Origin of the sequence: Streptomyces sp. NPDC001848 (genome assembly GCF_042891915.1) — a bacterium.
GTDB lineage: Bacteria > Actinomycetota > Actinomycetes > Streptomycetales > Streptomycetaceae > Streptomyces.
Map to the genome: position 1 here is coordinate 268,025 of NZ_JBIATP010000001.1, position 18,255 is coordinate 286,279.

The 18,255-nt window shown below is 71.3% G+C and carries 12 protein-coding genes and 1 pseudogene; 9 read left to right on the forward strand and 4 right to left on the reverse strand.

The window, feature by feature from the left end; all coding sequences use genetic code 11:
• From ACFYZJ_RS01260 to ACFYZJ_RS01270, 3 genes are read left to right on the forward strand one after another with little or no spacing between them, the layout of a single operon-like run.
• A complete protein-coding gene (locus ACFYZJ_RS01260) occupies positions 1-969 on the forward strand; it encodes a carbohydrate ABC transporter permease (RefSeq protein WP_388561554.1) in 969 nt (322 codons plus the stop codon).
• Complete coding sequence (locus tag ACFYZJ_RS01265; protein WP_388561556.1) at positions 966-1,838, forward strand: carbohydrate ABC transporter permease; 873 nt, start codon at positions 966-968, stop codon at positions 1,836-1,838. The genes ACFYZJ_RS01260 and ACFYZJ_RS01265 overlap by 4 nt, the downstream gene beginning before the upstream one ends.
• 21 nt (positions 1,839-1,859) lie before the next feature.
• Positions 1,860-4,730, forward strand: coding sequence for a glycoside hydrolase family 2 TIM barrel-domain containing protein (locus ACFYZJ_RS01270; protein WP_388561558.1), 2,871 nt, complete (start codon positions 1,860-1,862; stop codon positions 4,728-4,730).
• 311 nt (positions 4,731-5,041) lie between these two features.
• On the opposite strand, the gene ACFYZJ_RS01275 is transcribed toward ACFYZJ_RS01270, so the two are convergent.
• Positions 5,042-6,283 carry an MFS transporter gene (locus tag ACFYZJ_RS01275; RefSeq protein WP_388561560.1) on the reverse strand — a complete coding sequence of 414 codons (1,242 nt, stop codon included), beginning with the start codon at positions 6,281-6,283 and terminating at the stop codon, positions 5,042-5,044.
• A 147-nt stretch (positions 6,284-6,430) separates the two neighbouring features.
• Positions 6,431-7,111: a CBS domain-containing protein gene (locus tag ACFYZJ_RS01280; RefSeq protein WP_388561562.1), complete on the reverse strand. Its 681-nt coding sequence runs from the start codon at positions 7,109-7,111 to the stop codon at positions 6,431-6,433.
• Positions 7,112-7,414: 303 nt separating this feature from the next.
• Between ACFYZJ_RS01280 and ACFYZJ_RS01285 the strand changes: the two genes are divergently transcribed.
• Together ACFYZJ_RS01285 and ACFYZJ_RS01290 are read left to right on the forward strand one after the other, a co-directional pair.
• Positions 7,415-8,002 carry a TetR-like C-terminal domain-containing protein gene (locus ACFYZJ_RS01285; RefSeq protein WP_388561564.1) on the forward strand — a complete coding sequence of 196 codons (588 nt, stop codon included), beginning with the start codon at positions 7,415-7,417 and terminating at the stop codon, positions 8,000-8,002.
• A complete protein-coding gene (locus tag ACFYZJ_RS01290) occupies positions 7,995-8,801 on the forward strand; it encodes an alpha/beta fold hydrolase (RefSeq protein ID WP_388561566.1) in 807 nt (268 codons plus the stop codon). Before ACFYZJ_RS01285 ends, ACFYZJ_RS01290 begins: the two co-directional genes overlap by 8 nt.
• On the opposite strand, the gene ACFYZJ_RS01295 is transcribed toward ACFYZJ_RS01290, so the two are convergent.
• On the reverse strand, positions 8,802-9,890 hold the full coding sequence (locus ACFYZJ_RS01295) for a cellulase family glycosylhydrolase (RefSeq protein ID WP_388561568.1): 1,089 nt from the start codon (positions 9,888-9,890) through the stop codon (positions 8,802-8,804). It abuts the gene before it with no gap.
• 398 nt (positions 9,891-10,288) lie between these two features.
• On the opposite strand from ACFYZJ_RS01295, the gene ACFYZJ_RS01300 reads away from it, so the two are divergent.
• The 3 genes from ACFYZJ_RS01300 to ACFYZJ_RS01310 all read left to right on the forward strand — a co-directional run bounded on the left by ACFYZJ_RS01300 (position 10,289) and on the right by ACFYZJ_RS01310 (position 15,246).
• Positions 10,289-12,427 carry a glycogen debranching N-terminal domain-containing protein gene (locus tag ACFYZJ_RS01300; protein WP_388561570.1) on the forward strand — a complete coding sequence of 713 codons (2,139 nt, stop codon included), beginning with the start codon at positions 10,289-10,291 and terminating at the stop codon, positions 12,425-12,427.
• Between the two features lie 230 nt (positions 12,428-12,657).
• Positions 12,658-13,758, forward strand: a complete 1,101-nt coding sequence (locus tag ACFYZJ_RS01305) for a glycosyltransferase family 4 protein (RefSeq protein WP_388561572.1) — start codon at positions 12,658-12,660, stop codon at positions 13,756-13,758.
• Between the two features lie 255 nt (positions 13,759-14,013).
• Positions 14,014-15,246 (forward strand): hypothetical protein, encoded by a 1,233-nt coding sequence (locus ACFYZJ_RS01310; protein WP_388561574.1) that lies wholly within the window; start codon positions 14,014-14,016, stop codon positions 15,244-15,246.
• Between the two features lie 92 nt (positions 15,247-15,338).
• Here the strand turns inward: ACFYZJ_RS01310 and ACFYZJ_RS01315 are convergent.
• A pseudogene (locus ACFYZJ_RS01315) lies at positions 15,339-16,379 on the reverse strand (rhamnogalacturonan acetylesterase).
• Between the two features lie 195 nt (positions 16,380-16,574).
• Between ACFYZJ_RS01315 and ACFYZJ_RS01320 the strand changes: the two are divergent.
• Positions 16,575-18,251 carry a rhamnogalacturonan lyase B N-terminal domain-containing protein gene (locus tag ACFYZJ_RS01320; protein ID WP_388561576.1) on the forward strand — a complete coding sequence of 559 codons (1,677 nt, stop codon included), beginning with the start codon at positions 16,575-16,577 and terminating at the stop codon, positions 18,249-18,251.
• The last annotated feature ends 4 nt before the right edge of the window (positions 18,252-18,255 follow it).

Here is an 18,255-nt window from a genome sequence, read left to right on the forward strand (position 1 = left end):
ATGTCGACCACCACCACGCGCGGGGTCGCCCACCCCGCCCCGGCCAAGGCCTCCCAGGCCCGACCGCGGCGGGGCCTGGCGGCGAGCACCACCCTGAACTTCTGGCTCTTCACCGGGCCGTTCCTGATCGGCCTGGTGATCTTCGTCTTCGTGCCCATCGTGTGGAGCGTCTGGCTCAGCTTCTTCGACGCCCGCTACACGGTCACGCCGAGCAAGTTCGTCGGCCTCGGCAACTACACGCAGATCCTGACCAACGGAGACTTCACCGGCTCCCTGGTCACGTTCACCGTGTTCGCCGCGTTCATCGTGCCCACCACCTGGGCGCTCTCGCTGGGCCTGGCGCTGATGCTGCACCGGCTGCGGTTCATGAAGGCGTTCTTCCGGTCGGTCTTCTTCCTGCCGACCGCGTGCTCCTACGTCGCCGCCGCGCTGATCTGGAAGATGTCCCTCTTCAACGGCGTCCGCTTCGGCCTGGCCAACACCGTCCTCGGCTGGCTCGGCGTCGACAACATCGCCTGGCTGTCGAACCCGAGCCCGCCCTGGTACTGGCTGGTCCTCGTGACCGCGCGCCTGTGGCTCCAGGCCGGCTTCTACATGATCCTCTTCCTGGCCGCGCTGCAGAACATCCCCTCGGAGCTGTACGAGGCCGCCGCCATCGACGGCGCCAAGCCGGGCTGGCAGACCTTCCGATACGTCACGCTGCCCCAGCTGCGCGCCACCTCCACCGCGGTGATCCTGCTGCTCCTCATCGCGGCGTACCAGGCGTTCGACGAGTTCTTCAACCTCATCGGTACCAAGGCGACCTGGGCCCAGACGCCCCTCATGGAGCTGTACAAGACGGCCCTCGGCACGGAGCAGGACTACGGCGCGGGCAGCGCGGGCGCCGTCATCCTGACCCTGCTGATCTGCGTCGTCACCCTCTTCCAGGGCAGGATCATGGGCTTCGGCAGTGGGGAGGAGTCCAAGTGACCACCACCGCACCGGAGAGCGGGAAGCCGCGCCGCGTCAGGCGCGGAAGCGTCATCGGCAACACGGGTCTGTACGTCGCCACCGGCGTCGCCGCGCTGCTCTTCCTGATCCCCTTCTATCTGATCGTCCGCAACGCCCTGATGACGGACCCGGAGATCACGGGCGAGAACTGGAAGTGGCTGCCGAGCCACATCCAGTGGGGCAACGTCAGCGAGCTGTTCCACGACGAGACCGTCGACTTCGGCCGGTCCCTGTGGAACTCCACGGTGGTCGCCGTCCTGATGACCGTGGGCACCCTGCTGATCTGCTCGCTGGCCGGCTACGGCCTGGCCCGCATCCCGTACAAGCACGCCAACAAGGTGTTCTACGCGGTCCTCGTCACTCTGATGATCCCCACCGCCGTCACCTTCGTGCCGAGTTTCGTGCTCGTCTCGTCACTCGGCTGGGTGGACTCCTACCGCGGTCTCATCATCCCGGGCCTGTTCAGCGGTTTCACCTGCTTCCTGTTCCGGCAGTACTACCTCGGGTTCCCCAAGGAACTGGAGGAGGCGGCACGCGTGGACGGGCTCAGCCACTGGAGCGCGTACTGGAGGGTGGTCGTCCCCAACTCGCTGAACTTCTTCGCCGCGATGGCGACCATCACCTTCATCAGCGGCTGGAACGCCTTCCTGTGGCCGCTGGTCATCGGCCAGGACCCCAGCGCCTGGACCGTCCAGGTCGCCCTCTCCTCGTACATGACCAACCAGACCGTCAACTACCACCTGATCTTCATGGCCACCGCCATCTCGATCCTTCCCCTGGTGTTCGTCTTCCTCTTCCTGCAGCGCTGGCTGGTGCAGGGCGTCGCACGGACGGGCATCAAGGGCTGACCGGGCCGACCTAGGAGACCGATGACCTTCCGCACCCCTCCCTCCATCGACTACGTCGAGGACGTCTCCCCGGGCAGCGGCGCCCTGCCGCCGCGTGCCTGGTACGCGTCCTCGGATGCCGCGTCCCTCTCACTGAACGGCAACTGGCGGTTCCGGCTGTCGGCGACGGCGGACGCGGAGGACGAGGCGTTCGCCGAGCCCGGATACGACGCGGGGGACTGGGCGGAGGTCTCGGTCCCCGGCCACTGGGTCCTCCAGGGCGACGGCTCTTTCGGATCCCCCATCTACACCAACCACCTCTACCCCTTCCCGGTCGACCCGCCGCGCGTGCCGACCGAGAACCCGACCGGTGACCATCTGCGCGCCTTCGACCTGCCGTCCGACTGGCCGTCGGACGGCGGGGCGGTGCTCCGCTTCGACGGCGTCGAGTCCTGTGCCCGCGTCTGGCTGAACGGCACGGACGTCGGGGAGTTCAAGGGCTCCCGGCTGCCGCACGAGTTCGCCGTCGGACATCTGCTCAAGCCCGGCGGCAACGTGCTCGCGGTCCGGGTCCACCAGTGGTCGGCTGGCTCGTACCTGGAGGACCAGGACCAGTGGTGGCTGCCGGGCATCTTCCGGGACGTCACCCTGCTGCACCGCCCGGCCGGCAGTGTCCTGGACTTCTTCGTGCAGGCCTCCTACGACCACACGACCGGCGAGGGCACGCTGAAGGTCGACTCGGACGTGGCCGGCCGGGTGACCGTGCCCGCACTCGACATCGATGTCGCCACCGGCGAGTCCGTGACCGTGCCCGTCGAGCCGTGGACCGCGGAGACCCCGAAGCTGTACGACGGCGTGCTGGCCACGGAGGGCGAGCGGGTACCGCTCAGGATCGGCTTCCGGACCGTCGTCCTCGACGACGGCCTGATCAAGGTCAACGGCAGGCCGGTCCTCTTCAAGGGGGTCAACCGGCACGAGTGGCACCCGGAGAAGGGCCGCGCGCTCGACCTGGAGACGATGCGCGAGGACGTGCTGCTGATGAAGCGGCACAACATCAACGCCGTCCGCACCTCCCACTACCCGCCGCATCCGGCCTTCCTCGACCTGTGCGACGAGTACGGCCTGTGGGTCATCGACGAGTGCGACCTGGAGACCCACGGCTTCGTCGAGCAGGCCTGGCGCGACAACCCGGTCGACGACGACCGCTGGACGCCGGCGCTGCTCGACCGTGCCGCCCGCATGGTCGAGCGCGACAAGAACCACCCGTCGGTCGTGATCTGGTCCCTGGGCAACGAGGCCGGCACCGGGCGGGGGCTGACCGCGATGGCCGAGTGGATCCACGGGCGGGACTCCTCGCGGCTGGTGCACTACGAGGGCGACACCAACTGCCGTGACACGGACGTGTACTCGCGGATGTACGCGAGCCACGCCGAGGTGGAGCGGATCGGCCGCGAACTGGACGGAGGCACGCACAAGCGCCGCGAGCTGCCCTTCATCCTCTGCGAGTACGGGCACGCCATGGGCAACGGGCCCGGCGGCATCGCCGACTACCAGCGGCTGTTCGAGTCCTACGACAGGCTGCAGGGCGGCTTCATCTGGGAGTGGATCGACCACGGCATCAAGCACCCGGAGCTGGGCTACGCCTACGGCGGTGACTTCGGGGAGGAGCTGCACGACGGGAACTTCGTCTGCGACGGTCTGCTGTTCCCGGACCGCGAGCCGTCACCGGGCCTCGGCGAGTACAAGAAGGTGATCGAGCCGGTCCGCATCGAGGGCGACGGTGACGGCGGTACAGTGCGGGTCCGCAACGCGCACGACTTCGCGGACCTCTCCGCGCTCGCCTTCGAGTGGTCCTTCCAGGTCGACGGCGAGACCGTGGAGTCGGGTTCGCTTTCGGTGCCGGTGCTCGCGGCCGGGGAGTCGGCGGAGGTCAAGCTGCCCGAGCCGCCCGAGGCGCGTGGCGGTGAGACACAGTGGACGGTGCGGGCGGTGCTGGCGGCGGACACCGTGTGGGGGCCGAAGGGCCACCAGGTGGCGTGGGCCCAGTTCCCGGTCTCCGGACGGGTGCCGGTCCCGGCCGCCGCGGGCGCGGCTCCCGCACTCACCGACGGCCGGATCACCCTCGGCCCGGGTACCTTCGACGCCCGCACGGGCGCGCTGACGGCCGTCGGCGGCGTGGACGTGACGGGTCTGCGCCTGGACGTGTGGCGGGCCACCACCGACAACGACGACGGCGCCGAGTGGCAGACCGACCTCCGCTACGGCCTGATGTGGCGCAAGCTCGGCCTGCACCGCATGCGGCACCGTCTGGACGCGGTCGAGCTCGGCGACGGGGCGTTGACCGTACGGACCCGGGTGGCGCCCGCGGCCTGGGAGGTGGGCCTCGCCACGGTGTACCGCTGGACGTCCGACGGTCAGCGGCTGCGGCTGACCGTGTCCGTGGGGCCGGAGGGCGACTGGACGGTGCCGCTGCCCCGGCTCGGCATCCGGTTCGGGCTGTCCGGGTCGGCGGACCGGGTCACCTGGTTCGGCGGCGGCCCCGGCGAGGCGTACCCGGACACGAGGTCGGCCTCGCAGCTCGGCCGCTGGGAGTCCACGGTCGACGGTCTGCAGACGCCGTACGTCCGCCCGCAGGAGAACGGCGCCCGTGCCGACGTCCGCTGGGCGGAGATCGGCGGGCTGCGCATCGAGGGCGACCCGGAGTTCTTCTTCAGCGCCCGCCGCTGGACGAACGAGCAGCTGGACGCCGCCCGGCACCGCACCGACCTCACGCCCGGCGACACGGTGTGGGTCAACCTCGACCACGGCCAGCACGGCATCGGCTCCCAGTCGTGCGGTCCGGGCCCGCTGCCGCAGTACGTCCTGCGGGCCGAGCCCGCGGAGTTCTCCTTCGTCTTCTCGGAGGTCAGTTGACGGACACGGTCCTGAGGACCTCCGCGGCCGGACGGCTGTTCAGTCGTCCGGCCGCGGCCGCGTCCTGCGTCGGTTTCGTCCTCATCGGCATGCTCCAGGCGCTCTACGGCCCGCCGGTCCCGGGCCTGCGCGCCGAGTACGGCCTGTCGCCGTCGGGTGCCGGTCTCGGCCTGAGCCTGCACTTCGCGGGCCACCATCAAGATGCTGACCGGCATCCCGCCGCCGTGGCGCGTATCCGGGGGCTCGGCTGCTGTGGCGGTGGAGCCTGGGCACTACACGAGGGTGAACGGGTGACGGCCGTGCAGGACCGGTCAGGCGGCCTCGGGGGCCGCCTCCGGGTGGCGGGTCCGTACAGGGGTGAACAGGGCCAGGGCCGCGATGCCCACGCAGCAGGCTCCGGCCACCACCCCCACCGGCGCCGTACCGTGGTGCTGGGCCGCCCAGGTGACCACGGCCGCGCCGACCGGGGCCGCCGCGTAGTGGATCGTCCAGAACGCGGAGGTGACCCGGCCCAGCAGGTGCTCGGGGGTCACCTGCTGGCGCAGGGACATCGAGCAGGTCCCGGCGATGCTGACGCATCCGAGGAACGCCGCCATGAGGAAGGCGACGGCCGGTACGTCACGGGCCCAGCCGATGCCGGCGAGCGCGCCGCCGCAGACGGTCACGGCCCCGATCCAGGTGGGTCCGAAACCGAGCCCGTGCCGCACCCGTGCCACCAGCAGGGCCCCGGCGATGGTCCCGAGAGCGCCGACCGCAAGGACGGTGCCGACGGTGCCGTCGGTCTTCCCGAGGTCGTGCTTGAGGTGGTAGATGAGCAGGTCGTCGAGGCCCAGCTCGAGAAAGCTGAACAGGGACAGCAGCACGGTCAGGGCGCGCAGCACCGGGTGGCGCCACAGGAAGGACGCACCGGCGAGGAGGTCCTTCGCCAGTCCCCGCCGGGTCGTCGCCGGGGCGGGGAGTGGGGACTTCCGGAGCCGTACGAGGGTCAGGCAGAGCGCCGACACGCCGAAGCTCACCGCGTCCACCGCGACGGCTCCGGCCGGCCCCGCCCACGCGGCCACGACACCCGCGCCGAGCGGGCCGACCACCCCCGCCGCCGCGGCGGTCGCGTTCAGCCGGCCGTTCGCGGCGGTGATCCGCTCGCCGTCGACGAGGCCGCGCACCACGGTGACGTACGCGACGGAGAACACCATCCCGACGGCCTCGCACAGGGGCAGCACCGCGTACAGCAGCCAGACCCGCGGTCCGCCGAGCCACACCAGCGGAACCAGCCCGTACAGCACCATCCGCGCCAGGTCACAGGCGATCAGCAGCTTCCTGCGGTCGAACCGGTCCACCACCACACCGGCGAACACACCGGTCAGCACCGACGCCGCACCCCCGACCGCCGTCAACAGCCCCATCCGGGCGAGGGACCCGGTGGCCTCCAGCACCAGCAGCGGCAGCGCGATCAGGGCGAAGGAGTCACCGAGGACCGAGAGGGTCTGCGCCGCCCAGAAGATCCCGAAGTCCCGGTTCCGCTCCGGCGATCCCGCATCTGTGCCCTCCCGCACCGGTCGCTCCCCCCTGCCCGCACACCCTCGTACGCGACGAACGATCAAGACGTACCACCGTACGCCTGTACGCCGAGCGGACGGCGGCCCTGAGCCGTCCCGTCACACCTCGTACTCCGCGCGGCCGCCGCCTCCGCCCGGACGACCTCACGTTCCGCCCGGTGACCCCGGGGCCTGTTGCGAAAGTCCCGGCCGCCCCGCGACGAGATGGGCGTCCACGGCGACGACACCGTCGACGCCCTGGCACAGCCCCACCACCACCGGGCCGAGACGGGGCTCCGGGACGTGGCCCCGCAGGGTGACGGCGCCCTCCCGGACCTCGACCGCGATGGTTCCCTCGTGCAGGCCGAGGATGCGTCCGAGGACATTCCGCTCGACCTCGCTGCGGATCTCGGCGTCGGAGCGAATGAAGGCGTCCAGCAGGTCGCTTCGGCTGACGATGCCGGTGAGCAGGCCGTCGTCGTCGACCACCGGCAGTTGCTTGACGTGCCGCCTGCGGAGTTCCCGGGCGGCCCGGGGGATCGTCCAGTCGGCGCGGGCGGCGAAGACGGGGCTGCTCATGAGCGTGCCCGCGGTCCGGGCCCGCGCCTTGACCCAGGCATGCTCGTCGTCCCCGTCCCGCCCCTGTGCATCGGGCATCCCGGTCTCGTGCCGCAGCACGTCGGACGCGGACACGACGCCGACCGGGGCGCCGTCCTCGTCGACGACCGGCGCCGCGGCGATGTCGTTCGCGTCCAGCAGGGCGGCGACCTCGTGGAACGGTGTGTCGGGGCGGAGGGTGATCACGTCCTCGGTCATCACGTCACCGACCGTGCGGCGGTGCAGCATGACAATCAGCCTCCTCCGCGGTGCGACGAGACGGCCCCGGTCGGACCGCCCGGGCGGACGACGCGCGACGCGCCGGACTCCGCTGCGCCGCCGGCTCCTCCGCCGTCTCCATGACAGCACCGGGCCGGGCCTGGCGCCTCCTCGACGTCACACGGCGGACGGGCGGAACACCGCAGGTGGCTGACGCCGTCCACGCCGACACCCGGCCGGCACGGCCCACGACAGACGGCATGGGCAAAGGACTGCTGGAAGGGATCCTAGGAGATAGGCTAGACCCTCTAGGTTTTGGAAGGTGGTCCTCGTATGCCCAGAGCCGGGCTCACCGTCGAGCGGGTGGTCGCGGCGGCAGCCGACCTGGCGGACGAGGTGGGCTTCGAGAACGTCACCGTGTCCGCCCTGGCCCGTCACTTCGGCGTGAAGGACGCCAGCCTCTACTCGCACGTCAGGAACCTACGCGAGCTGCGCACCCGCATCGCCCTGCTGGCCGGCGGCGAGATGATCGACAGCATCGCCGCCGCCGCCGCCGGGCGCGCCGGCAAGGACGCGCTGGCCGCCTTCGCGGGCGCCTACCGGGAGTACGCCCACCGGCATCCGGGCCGGTACGCGGCCACACAGATCCGGATCGACCAGGCCCTCGTCACCGACTCCCCCGCCCTGCGCCGCACCGCCGAGATCACCTACGGCATGTTGCGCGCCTACGGCCTGGAAGAGCCCGATCTCACCGACGCCGTCCGGCTGTTGCGCAGTACCTTCCACGGATACTGCGCCCTGGAGGCCACCGGCGGCTTCGGCGCGCCCCGGGACGTACAGGCGTCCTGGGACAGGGCGATCGAGGCCCTGCACGTCGCTCTGGCGAACTGGCCCCGTGAGGAGACGAAGAACCGTGACTGACCTCCACCACGACGTGTGCGGCACAGGTCCCGTCCTGCTGGTCGTCCCCGGCGGGGCGGGGCACCCCATGGGGCTGGACGGGATGACGGACCGCCTCACCGACCGCTTCACCGTCGTCACCTACGACCCGCTCGGCCTCGCACACGGCCACCTCGGACGGCCCGTCACCGATCAGCGGGTCGCGCACTGGAGCGAGGGTGCGCGCCGGGTACTCGAAGCCGTCCTTCCCGAAGGCGCCTCCGCGTACGTCCTCGGCCTCAGCTCCGGCGGGATCGCGGCCCTCGACCTGCTCGCGCGCCACCCCGAGCGGCTGCGGCACGTGGTCGCGCACGAGCCGCCCGTGGTGGAGGTGCTTGCGGACGCGGACCGGCAGCGGGCGATGTTCGCGGAGGTGTGCGACACCTATCGCGCGGCCGGGGTGAAGGCGGCCGGGGCCCGGCTGGCCGCCGGGCTGGAAGGCAGGCCCGCGACCGCCGGTCCGACGGAGGGCGAACCACCCGCGCTCGGCGAGGAGTTGACCACCCCGATGGGGATCTTCCTCACCCGCGTCCTGCCCTCGTTCACGGCGTACGCACCGGACCTGGCCGCCCTGAAGACCGTCTCCGCACGTCTCACCCTCGCCGCCGGTGCCGACTCCCGCGGCGGGCTCCTCCACCGCACGGCCACGTCGGCGGCCGAGCTGACCGGTGCCGCGTTCACCGAGTTCCCGGGCGGCCACATCGGCGCGGTGGAACACCCGGGGGAGTTCGCGGAGCGTCTCGCGGACGTCCTGCTCTCCCCCGGGGTCACCGGGTCGTAGTCACTGCTCGGTCGCCGGGTGTCCCTTGCCCCATGCCCAGGCGAGACGGTCCGCGCCGGACTGGTTGGTGGTGGCCAGGCCCAGGTGGGTGCCGCTGCCGGTGAGGGTCTGGATGCTGTAGGTGTCGCCGGTGCGCAGGCCCGGCCAGTAGACCGATCCCATGTGGAGCTGCCGGAACACGTCCGTGTCGGCCTGTATGAAGGCGACCGAGTTGGGGTCGCTGCCGGCCGCGGCGGGCCGGTTGTAGTTCAGTCCGGTCGTCATGGGGGCGCCGAACTCGTCGGCGACGGTGCGCCAGGCGCAGGTGCCGAGGCGCGCCTTGAGGTCGCTGACCCACTCGGAGTACGTGGCGCTCTGCTTCCAGAAGCCGTAGTGGTGCAGGGACAGGTACGTGCCGTCGAGGCGGTGGTCCGCGCAGACGCTGACGACGCTGTCGTTGTAGCCGGAGCCGCTGACGAAGATCCTGCTCCTGGGGACGGACGGGTAATTGCCGATCCACTGGGCCACCAGGTCGGCCCACGCCCCCGCGGTGTAGCCGTGCGGCTCGTTCATCGGCTCGAAGTAGACCAGTGGGTTGCGCTGGTAGGTGTGGGTGACGGTGCCCCACATGCGCCAGAAGTCCGGCAGGTTGTCGACGAAGCCGTCCTTCTGGGCGCCGGTGCCCTCCCAGTAGCTGAGGATGACCTTGAAGCCGTGGGCGGTGGCCGCGTCGATGACGGCGCGGTAGGAGCTCCAGTAGGAGCCGTTCACGGTGTAGGGGTTGATGGGCAGCCGCACCGTGTTGGCCCGGAGGTTCTTCCGGAAGCCCTTGATCACGCCGCTGGCCTTGGCGTAGGTGGTGGCGTAGTCGTCGGTGAGGCTCAGACCGGACAGGACCACGGGGTCGTTGGCGTAGTTGTCGCGGGGGTCGGCCCAGTTCACGCCGTTGAACTGGCCGGGGTTGAGGGAGGCGGCCGGTCTGTCGGCGCCCGACGCCGGGACGGTGGCCAGGCCGATGAGGGCACCGCTGCTCAGGGCGACCGCCGCCGCCATGACGGTGCGGGTGAGCCTGGTGGTGCGCTGTGCGGCCCTGCGGGCGGAGCGGAACATGTGCGGGGACCTTCCTGTGCGGGTGGGGCTGAGAGACGGCGTGCGGACGCGCGCAACCGCGCACCGGGGGGGAGGAAGAACCTGTGGTGCCCTGGGGCGGCAGCGGCAGGCACGGAACCGAAGCCACGGGAGCCTGACGTGCTGTCACGCTCGGACGATCACCTTTCGGGCGAGAGCCTCGCCGCAGCCGCCCGGGGTGTCAAGACATCCGACAGGACTTCGTCAAACCATTATGGGAAGGGGCCGCCGGGCACCGGTCGGCCGGCCCCCACCGGGTTCGTCCCGCTCGAACCTCAGCCGGGCGCACCGCGGAAGCCGTGCGCGGACTTGCAGGAAAGTTGAGCTTCGTCGTATAAGAAATCCCGGTCGAATCGTCTTTCTCACGAGGAAGGTGATCGATGGGCGAGGGCTGGACGTTCGCCGGGGAAGCCACGCAGAGCGGTGGGGACTCCGTGACCCTGATCGAGGGGTCGTCCTTCTGCCTGTCCGAGCGGGGCGGGGACCTCGTGCCCGGCATGCCCCACGGGCTCTTCCACCGCGACACCCGCATCCTGTCCGTGTGGCAACTGCGCCTGGACGACGAGGAGATCGACCCGCTCTCCGTCATCGCGCAGGAGCCGTATGAGGCCCTGTTCCTGGGGCGGGCCCGGCCGCGTCCCGGGCACAGTGAGGCCACCGTGCTGCTGGAGCGGCGCCGCTTCGTGGGCGCGGGCATGCGCGAGGACCTGGTGCTGCGCAACCTCGGCAACGAGGCCGCCGCCTGTGTGCTCACGCTGCGCGTCGAGGCCGACTTCGCCGACCTGTTCGAGGTGAAGGAGGGGCGGGTCCGGCCGCGCGGCCAGTACGGCGTCGACTACGGCGACGGGGTCCTCGCCCTCACCCGGCAGTGGCGTGGGCAGAGCCGCGGGGTGCGGATCGTCGCGGAGGGCGCGATCAGCTCGCCCGGGCAGCTCACCTTCCGTGCGGTCGTGCCGCCGCGCGGCACCTGGCGGTCGTCCATGCTGGTCACCCCGGTGATCGACGGGGTGGAGACGCCGACGTCGTTCCCGCTGGAGCGGCCGGTGGAGCAGGCCGGCCCCTCGGTGCGGACCACCGAGTGGCGGGAGTCCGGGCCGCGGATCAGGGTGGGTGACGAGTCGCTGGCGCTGACCTTGCGGCGGAGCTGTCAGGACCTGGGGGCGCTGAGGATCTTCGACCCGGAGTACCCGGACACGCCTGTCGTGGCGGCCGGCGCGCCCTGGTTCATGGCGCTGTTCGGGCGGGACTCCATCCTCACCGCGCTGATGTCGCTGCCGCTGGATCCCCAACTCGCCCTCGGTACCGCCCAGACGCTCGCCCGCCATCAGGGCACGAAGACCGACCCGGTGACCGAGGAGGAGCCCGGTCGCATCCCGCACGAGCTGCGGTTCGGCGTAGAGGCGTCGCTCGCGCTCGGCGGCACGGTGTACTACGGCACCGTCGACGCCACTCCCCTGTTCGTGATGCTGCTCGGAGAGCTGTGCCGCTGGGGCGTCGAACCGGACGCCGTACGCGCGTTGCTGCCGCACGCCGACCGGGCGCTGACCTGGATCGACAGGTACGGCGACCGCGACGGCGACGGGTTCGTCGAGTACCGGCGGGCCACCGACCGGGGCCTGGCCAACCAGGGCTGGAAGGACTCCTGGGACGGCGTGAACAGTGCCGACGGCAGGATCGCGGAGCCGCCCATCGCGCTCGCCGAGGTCCAGGGTTACGTCCACGGCGCCTACCTGGCGCGGGCGCTGCTCGCGGAGCGGTTCGACGACCCGGACGCGGCCGGGCAGTGGCGGGAGCGGGCCAGGCAGCTCAAGGAGCGCTTCAACGAAAGGTTCTGGCTGCCGGAGCACGGCTGGTACGCCGAGGCCCTGGACGGCGAGAAGCAGCCGGTGGACGCGCTGGCCTCCAACATGGGGCACTGCCTGTGGACGGGCATCGTCGACGCCGGCAGGGCGCCCGCGGTCGCCGAACGGCTGCTGTCGCCGCAGATGTTCAGCGGCTGGGGCGTGCGCACGCTGGCCACCTCCATGGCCGCGTACAACCCGATGAGCTACCACAACGGCTCGGTGTGGCCGCACGACAGCGGCCTCGTCGCCGCCGGGCTCATGCGCTACGGCTTCACCGACCACGCCCGGCGCGTCGCCGAGGCCGTCCTGGACGCCGCGGCGGCCTTCGGCGGGCGGCTGCCGGAGCTCCTGTGCGGCTTCGACCGCGCCGAGTACGCGCAGCCGGTCCCGTACCCGGCGGCCTGCTCACCGCAGGCATGGGCCTCCGCCACGCCCCTGTACCTGCTGCGCGTACTGCTGGGCGCCGAGGTGTGCGTCCCGCACGGCGTCCTCCGCCTCGACCCGTACCTGCCCGCCCGCTTCGGCGCGCTGCGGCTGACCGACGTACCGGTGGGCACGGCGCGGGTCGGCGTGACGGTCGCCGAGGACGGCAGGGCCGAGGTCACCGGGCTGCCGTCCGGCGTGACCCTGACGCAGGAACGATGCCCCTGCACGGCCGTGGACCCGCCGCGCTGACAGGCGGTCGGCTGTCCGGGGTCCTCTCCCCGCAGACTTTCCTCCTCCCGAACCGCCGCCGCGGCCGACGCCGCCCGCGGCCGGTGACACCCACATCCGCCGCCCGCGCATCCGGGCATGACATGGCACGCCATGGCGAGGCGTCGCCGTGCCGTGTGCGGAGGCCCGGGCGCGACCGTGAGCCGCAGGGGCACGCCCCGAGGCTCACCCATGACCGAAAGGAGCCGTACGTGAGCAACCGGCCGCTTCGTATCGCCATGGTCGCGCCGCCGTGGTTCGAGCTCCCGCCGCGCGGCTACGGGGGCATCGAGGCGATGTGCGCCGACCTCACCGACGCGCTGGTCGCCCGGGGCCACGACGTCACCCTGATCGCGGCGGGCCGCAACGGCACCCGCGCCCACCGCATGCTGCGCACCTACGACGTGCCGCAGGGCCCCCGCCTCGGCGAACCGCTGCCCGAGGTGTGGCACACCGCGGCCGCCGCCCGCCTGCTGGACGACCTCGACGTCGACGTCGTCCACGACCACACCCTCGCCGGGCCGCTCCTCGCCCGCGGCCGGAACGTGCCCACCGTGGTCACCACGCACGGCCCGCTGGACGGCGAACCCGGCGACTACTACCGGCAGTTGGGCGACAGTGTGCACCTCGTCGCCATCTCGGAGTCGCAGCGCTCCCAGGCCCCCGACCTCAACTGGGCGGGCACCGTGCACAACGCGCTGCGCGCCTCCGACTTCCCCTACCGGCGCGACAAGGAGGACTGGGTCTTCTTCCTGGGCCGCTGCACCCCCGACAAGGGCATGCACCTGGCCATCGACGCCGCCCTCGCCGCGGGCCGCGAGATCAAGCTGGCCGCCAAGTGCAGCGAGCCCGCCGAACACGCCTATTTCGAGGCCGAGATCAAGCCCCGCCTGGGCCGGGGCGTGGAGTGGCTCGGCGAGGTGACGGGCGAGCGCAAGAAGCACCTGCTGGCCCGGGCGCGCTGCCTGCTGTTCCCGCTGCAGTGGGAGGAGCCGTTCGGCATGGTGATGATCGAGGCGATGGTGTGCGGCACGCCGGTCGTCACGCTGCGCCGCGGCTCGGTGCCGGAGGTCGTCCTCGACGGCGTCACCGGCCTGGTCCGCGACGACGTCACCGAACTGCCGGACGCCATCGAGGCGGTGGGCGCGATCGACTCGCGGGACTGCCGCAACCACGTCATCGAGCACTTCCAGCCGGAGACCATGGCGGCCGGGTACGAGGCCGTGTACCGCAAGGTGGTCGCCTCCGCAGCCCCGGCCCCGGCGCCCCTCGTGACGGCGCCCACGCGCGAGGACATGCTGCCGGTGGCCTGACGGCCGTCGGGCGGCCTGCCGCGGGCCGCATGACACCGCAGGGGCGGCTGAGAAGGCCGCCCCTGCGCCATGCGAAAGGTCGTTCGCCTCTCGTTCGCCACCCACCTGCCCAAGTGAGGAGCTGCTTTCCGGGTCCCCCCTCCGTAGGCTTCCGGTGCGTATCCGCCCGGTCGATCGAGGAGACCAAGAGATGACTGCCCGCATCCGGCCCCGTCCCCCGCGCCCGACCGGTACGCCCTGAAGTGAGAGCAGCCCATGAGTTACCGCACGATCCTCACCCGGCAGACCGGAGCCTGGGCCTTGACCGCCTCCATGACCCGACTGCCCGTCGCCATGGCGCCGCTGGCCATGGTCTTCCTCGGCCACGGGGCGACCGGTGGTTACTCGACGGGCAGCGTGCTCGCCGCGTTCTTCATCGCCGGAGAGGTGGTGGGCGCCTGGGCCTTGGGCACGTTCCTGCATCCGCGCCGGCTGCGCCTGCACCTGTCGGCGGGGCTCGCCGTCGGCGCGGCGGCGTTCACCGCGCTCGCCCTGTGGCCCGACTCCGCACCACCGGTTCTGGCCGCCGCCTCGTTCGTGGCGGGCGGGGCGCCCGCCGCGAGCCCCGGCGCGCTGCGGACGCTGCTGACCTCGGTGGTGGGCGACAAGGACGTCGCCCGGGCGTTCAGCGCGGACTCCGTCCTGACGGAACTGGTGTGGCTCGCCGCGCCCGGCCTGGTGGTGCTGCTCGCCCTCCAGGCCGGTCCGGGCGTGCCCATGGCGGTGTGCGCGCTGTGTCTCGTGCTCGGCACGGCGATGGTGTTCACGCTGCGCTCCGCCAGAGCTGTGGAGGCGGACGCGGGCGCGAGCGGTGGACGCGCGCCCACCTCCGTGGTGCTGTCCGGCTGGCCCATCTACGTCACCAGTGCGGCGGCGATGTCCCTGATGGCCGTCTCCGAACTGGTCCTGACGCCGCTGCTGCAGTACCGCGGGCTGCCGGTCGGTCTGGCGGGCGTGCTGCTGATGGTGTTCGCCGGTCTGTCGGCCCTCGGTGCCTTCATCTACGGGCTCAGGTCCTGGCCGGGTACGGCCAGGACGCACAGCCTCGTCTGTCTGGTCGGCACCGCCGTCGGCATCACCGTCGTGGCGCTCGTCCCGGGTCTGACCGGAATCGTCACGGGCTTCCTCGCGGCGGGCGTGCTGCAGGCCGTGGTCATGGTGACCCGCAACCTGTCGCTGCGCGAGGCCCTGCCGAGCAGCGCCCACACCGCGGGCTACTCGGTGATGTACGCCGTCCAGGGCATCGGCTACTCGCTGTCGGCGGTGTTCGCCGCGGTGATGCTCGACCGGTCCACGCCCAGCGCGGCCATCCTCACCGGGGTGACGTTCACCTTGCTGCTGACCGCGGTCAGCAGCCTGGCCGAACGGCGCGCACATCCTGCCGCGGAGCCGCTGCCCGCCGAGAATCAGTGCGAGACGTGCGGGACTCCGGGGGGTACGCCTTCATGAATCAAGACCTGGGACGCCCCGGTTCCGGTCGGGACGCCCCAGGGGCTGTGGGTGGGGTTCGTGTCCGGCGTGTTCCCCGTTCGGGAGGGGTCCTAACGTGAGAGACCCTCCGGTATCAGATCTTGCGCCACCAACGCGTCGCGCACCAGCCCCGCGTACACGGTCGCTCCATGGACGGACGTGTGCGTGTTGTCCCGCTTCTCGTTGTACAGGTAGATCGACTTGGAGCCCTCGACGCCCAGCGACTCCACGAGTGCCTTGGTCCTGGCCGTCAGGTCGATCAACGGGACGTGCCCGGCGGCCGCCACCGAGCGGATCACCGAGGGGAGGTCCACACCGAGGCCGTTCACCAGCAGCGCGGTGTTGTTGTTCAGCGTACCGTCGGCATCGAACCAGCGGCAGACGATCGGTGTCACGAGCACCGGTTCGCCGGCCTTGTCCCGTACGCCCTCGACAAGGGTCTCCAGGTTCGTCCGGTAGGTCGTCTCGTCGGTCTGCTTGCCGTTGTGGGCGAGTTGGATGAGTCCAAGTCCTGCGGGCGGATCAGCGGCTGGACGGTCGCCCACGGCCGGGGGTTGGCGAGGTAGGTGACCGTACTCTCGCCGGAATCCGCGTAGTTGGCGACGGCGAGGCCCTTGCGGAGGTACTGCGGCAGCTGCCGGCCCCAGCCGGAGTAGGGATCGGCGGGCTGGTCGCACACCGTGGAGTCACCGATGAGGAAGATCTGGTGGGCGTGCCGCGCGGGGGGGCACCCGGATGTCCGCGAGGGCCGGGGCCGTGCCAGCGATGGTCAGGTCCAGGCCCGGGGAGCCGTCCGGGCCGGTCGGTTCACCCTCGGGGGTCCGGACGTTGACGGTGAAGCTCCGGTGGACGCGATGCCCGGCCTCGACGGCCGTCTCCGGGAGCAGGGAGCGCCGGGTCTCGCCGGTGACGGCGGTGCCGGAGGCGTCGGCACCACCGAGTTCCACGCTCACGTCGTAGTCGCCGGGCGGCACGTCGAAGTGGCAGGCGGAAGCCGAGCAGTTGTCCATGCCGAGGCCGCCGCGCTCACGGCCGACCGCCTGGGCGGGTGCGGCTTGGAGAGCGGACACGACGGTCAGCGCCACCAGCAGCGCGGAAGTGAGACGTCTCATTGCGGCTCCTCCAGCGAGACGACAGGCCCAGGGGGCTGGACGGTACCCGCTTCGACAAGCGCTTTCTAGGAGGTTGCGCGGATTCACATGATGGACGACTTCCTTACCGTGAAAGCCCTTTCGCGAAATCGATTCAACTGCCACTCTGCGAGGCACCCGTACCGCTCCCCCACCTCCCGGAGGAGGCATCCCCCCATGTCCGGAACCGACCCAGGACCGGTCCGTCGCCGTACCTTCGTGCTGGGCACCGCGGCCGCCGCCGGCACCGCCGCACTCGCCGGCCCCCTCGCATCGCAGGCGTCGGCCGCGAGCTTCGGCTGGAGCGACGACGGCTCGAACTACGTCGTCGACACCGGCGCGAACCTCGTCTTCAAGGTCAGCAAGACCAACGGCGACCTGACCTCGCTGGTGTACCGGGGCACCGAGTACCAGGGCTACGGCGGCAAGAACTCGCACGTCGAGTCCGGCCTCGGCACCTCCACCGTCACCATCGAGCAGTCCGGCTCGACGATCCTCATCTCCGTCGCGTACGGCACACTGCGCCACTACTACGCCGCCCGCAGCGGCGAGAACAACATCTACCTGTGGACCGACAAGGCGGACTCGTCCGTCACGGCGACCCGGTACATCGTGCGCGTCAAGGCGGGCAAGTTCCTCAACGACGAGCCCGACTCCTACACCTACGCCCCCACCACCATCGAGTCCGCGGACGTGTTCGAGAAGTCCGACGGCCAGACCCGCTCCAAGCACTACTCCGGGCGCCGCGTCATCGACTACGACTACATCGGCTGGAGCGCCGGCGGCGTCGGCCTGTGGATCGTGCGCAGCAACCACGAGAAGGCCTCCGGCGGCCCGTTCTACCGCTCCCTGCTGCGCCACCAGAGCGCCGACGGGGGCGGGTTGTACGAGATCCTGTACTACGGCGAGAACCAGACCGAGGCGGAGCGCTACGGCCTCCAGGGCCCGTACGTCATCGCGTTCACGGACGGCGGCGCGCCCTCCTCGTCGCTGTACCACGACAACCTCACCACCCCGTGGGCGGACTCGCTCCGCATCTCCGGGTACATGCCCGACAGCGGCCGGGGCCGGGTCGCCGGAGTCGGCATCGCGGGCCGGGACACGGCGTACACGTACACGGTCGGGCTCGCCAACTCCGCGGCACAGTACTGGGGTTCGGTCCGCTCCCCCGACGGCCACTTCTCGATCTCGCGCGTTCTGCCCGGGACGTACACGCTGACCGTTTTCAAGGGCGAACTCGCCGTGTACACCGGCTCGGTGACGGCCTCGGCGGGCGCGACGACCACCCTGAACACGATCACCATCCCTTCCTCGAACGACCCGAGCAACGCGAGCGCCATCTGGCGGATCGGCAACTGGGACGGCACGCCGAGCGGGTTCAAGAACGCGGACCTGATGACGTACGCGCACCCCTCCGACGTACGGGCCGCGTCCTGGACCGGCAACGTGGTGGTCGGCAGCGGCAGTGAGACGTCGTCCTTTCCCTGTTACCTGTGGAAGGACGTCAACAGCGGGCTGATCGTCCACTTCAGGCTGACCGCGGCGCAGGCCGCCGCCGCGCACACCCTGCGGATCGGCGTGACGACGGCCTACGCGAACGGCCGGCCCCAGATCACGGTCAACAACTGGACGTCGTCGATCCCCTCGCCGCCCACCCAGCCGAGCACGCGGTCGCTGACCGTGGGCTCCTACCGGGGCAACAACCACACCTTCACCTACAGCGTTCCGGCCAGTGCCTGGCTCACGGACACCAGCCAGTACAACGTGCTGAAGATCAACGTGGTGAGCGGCTCGGGGACGACGGGCCATCTCAGCGCGGGTACGGCGATCGACGCGATCGACCTGCTGACCTGAGCGA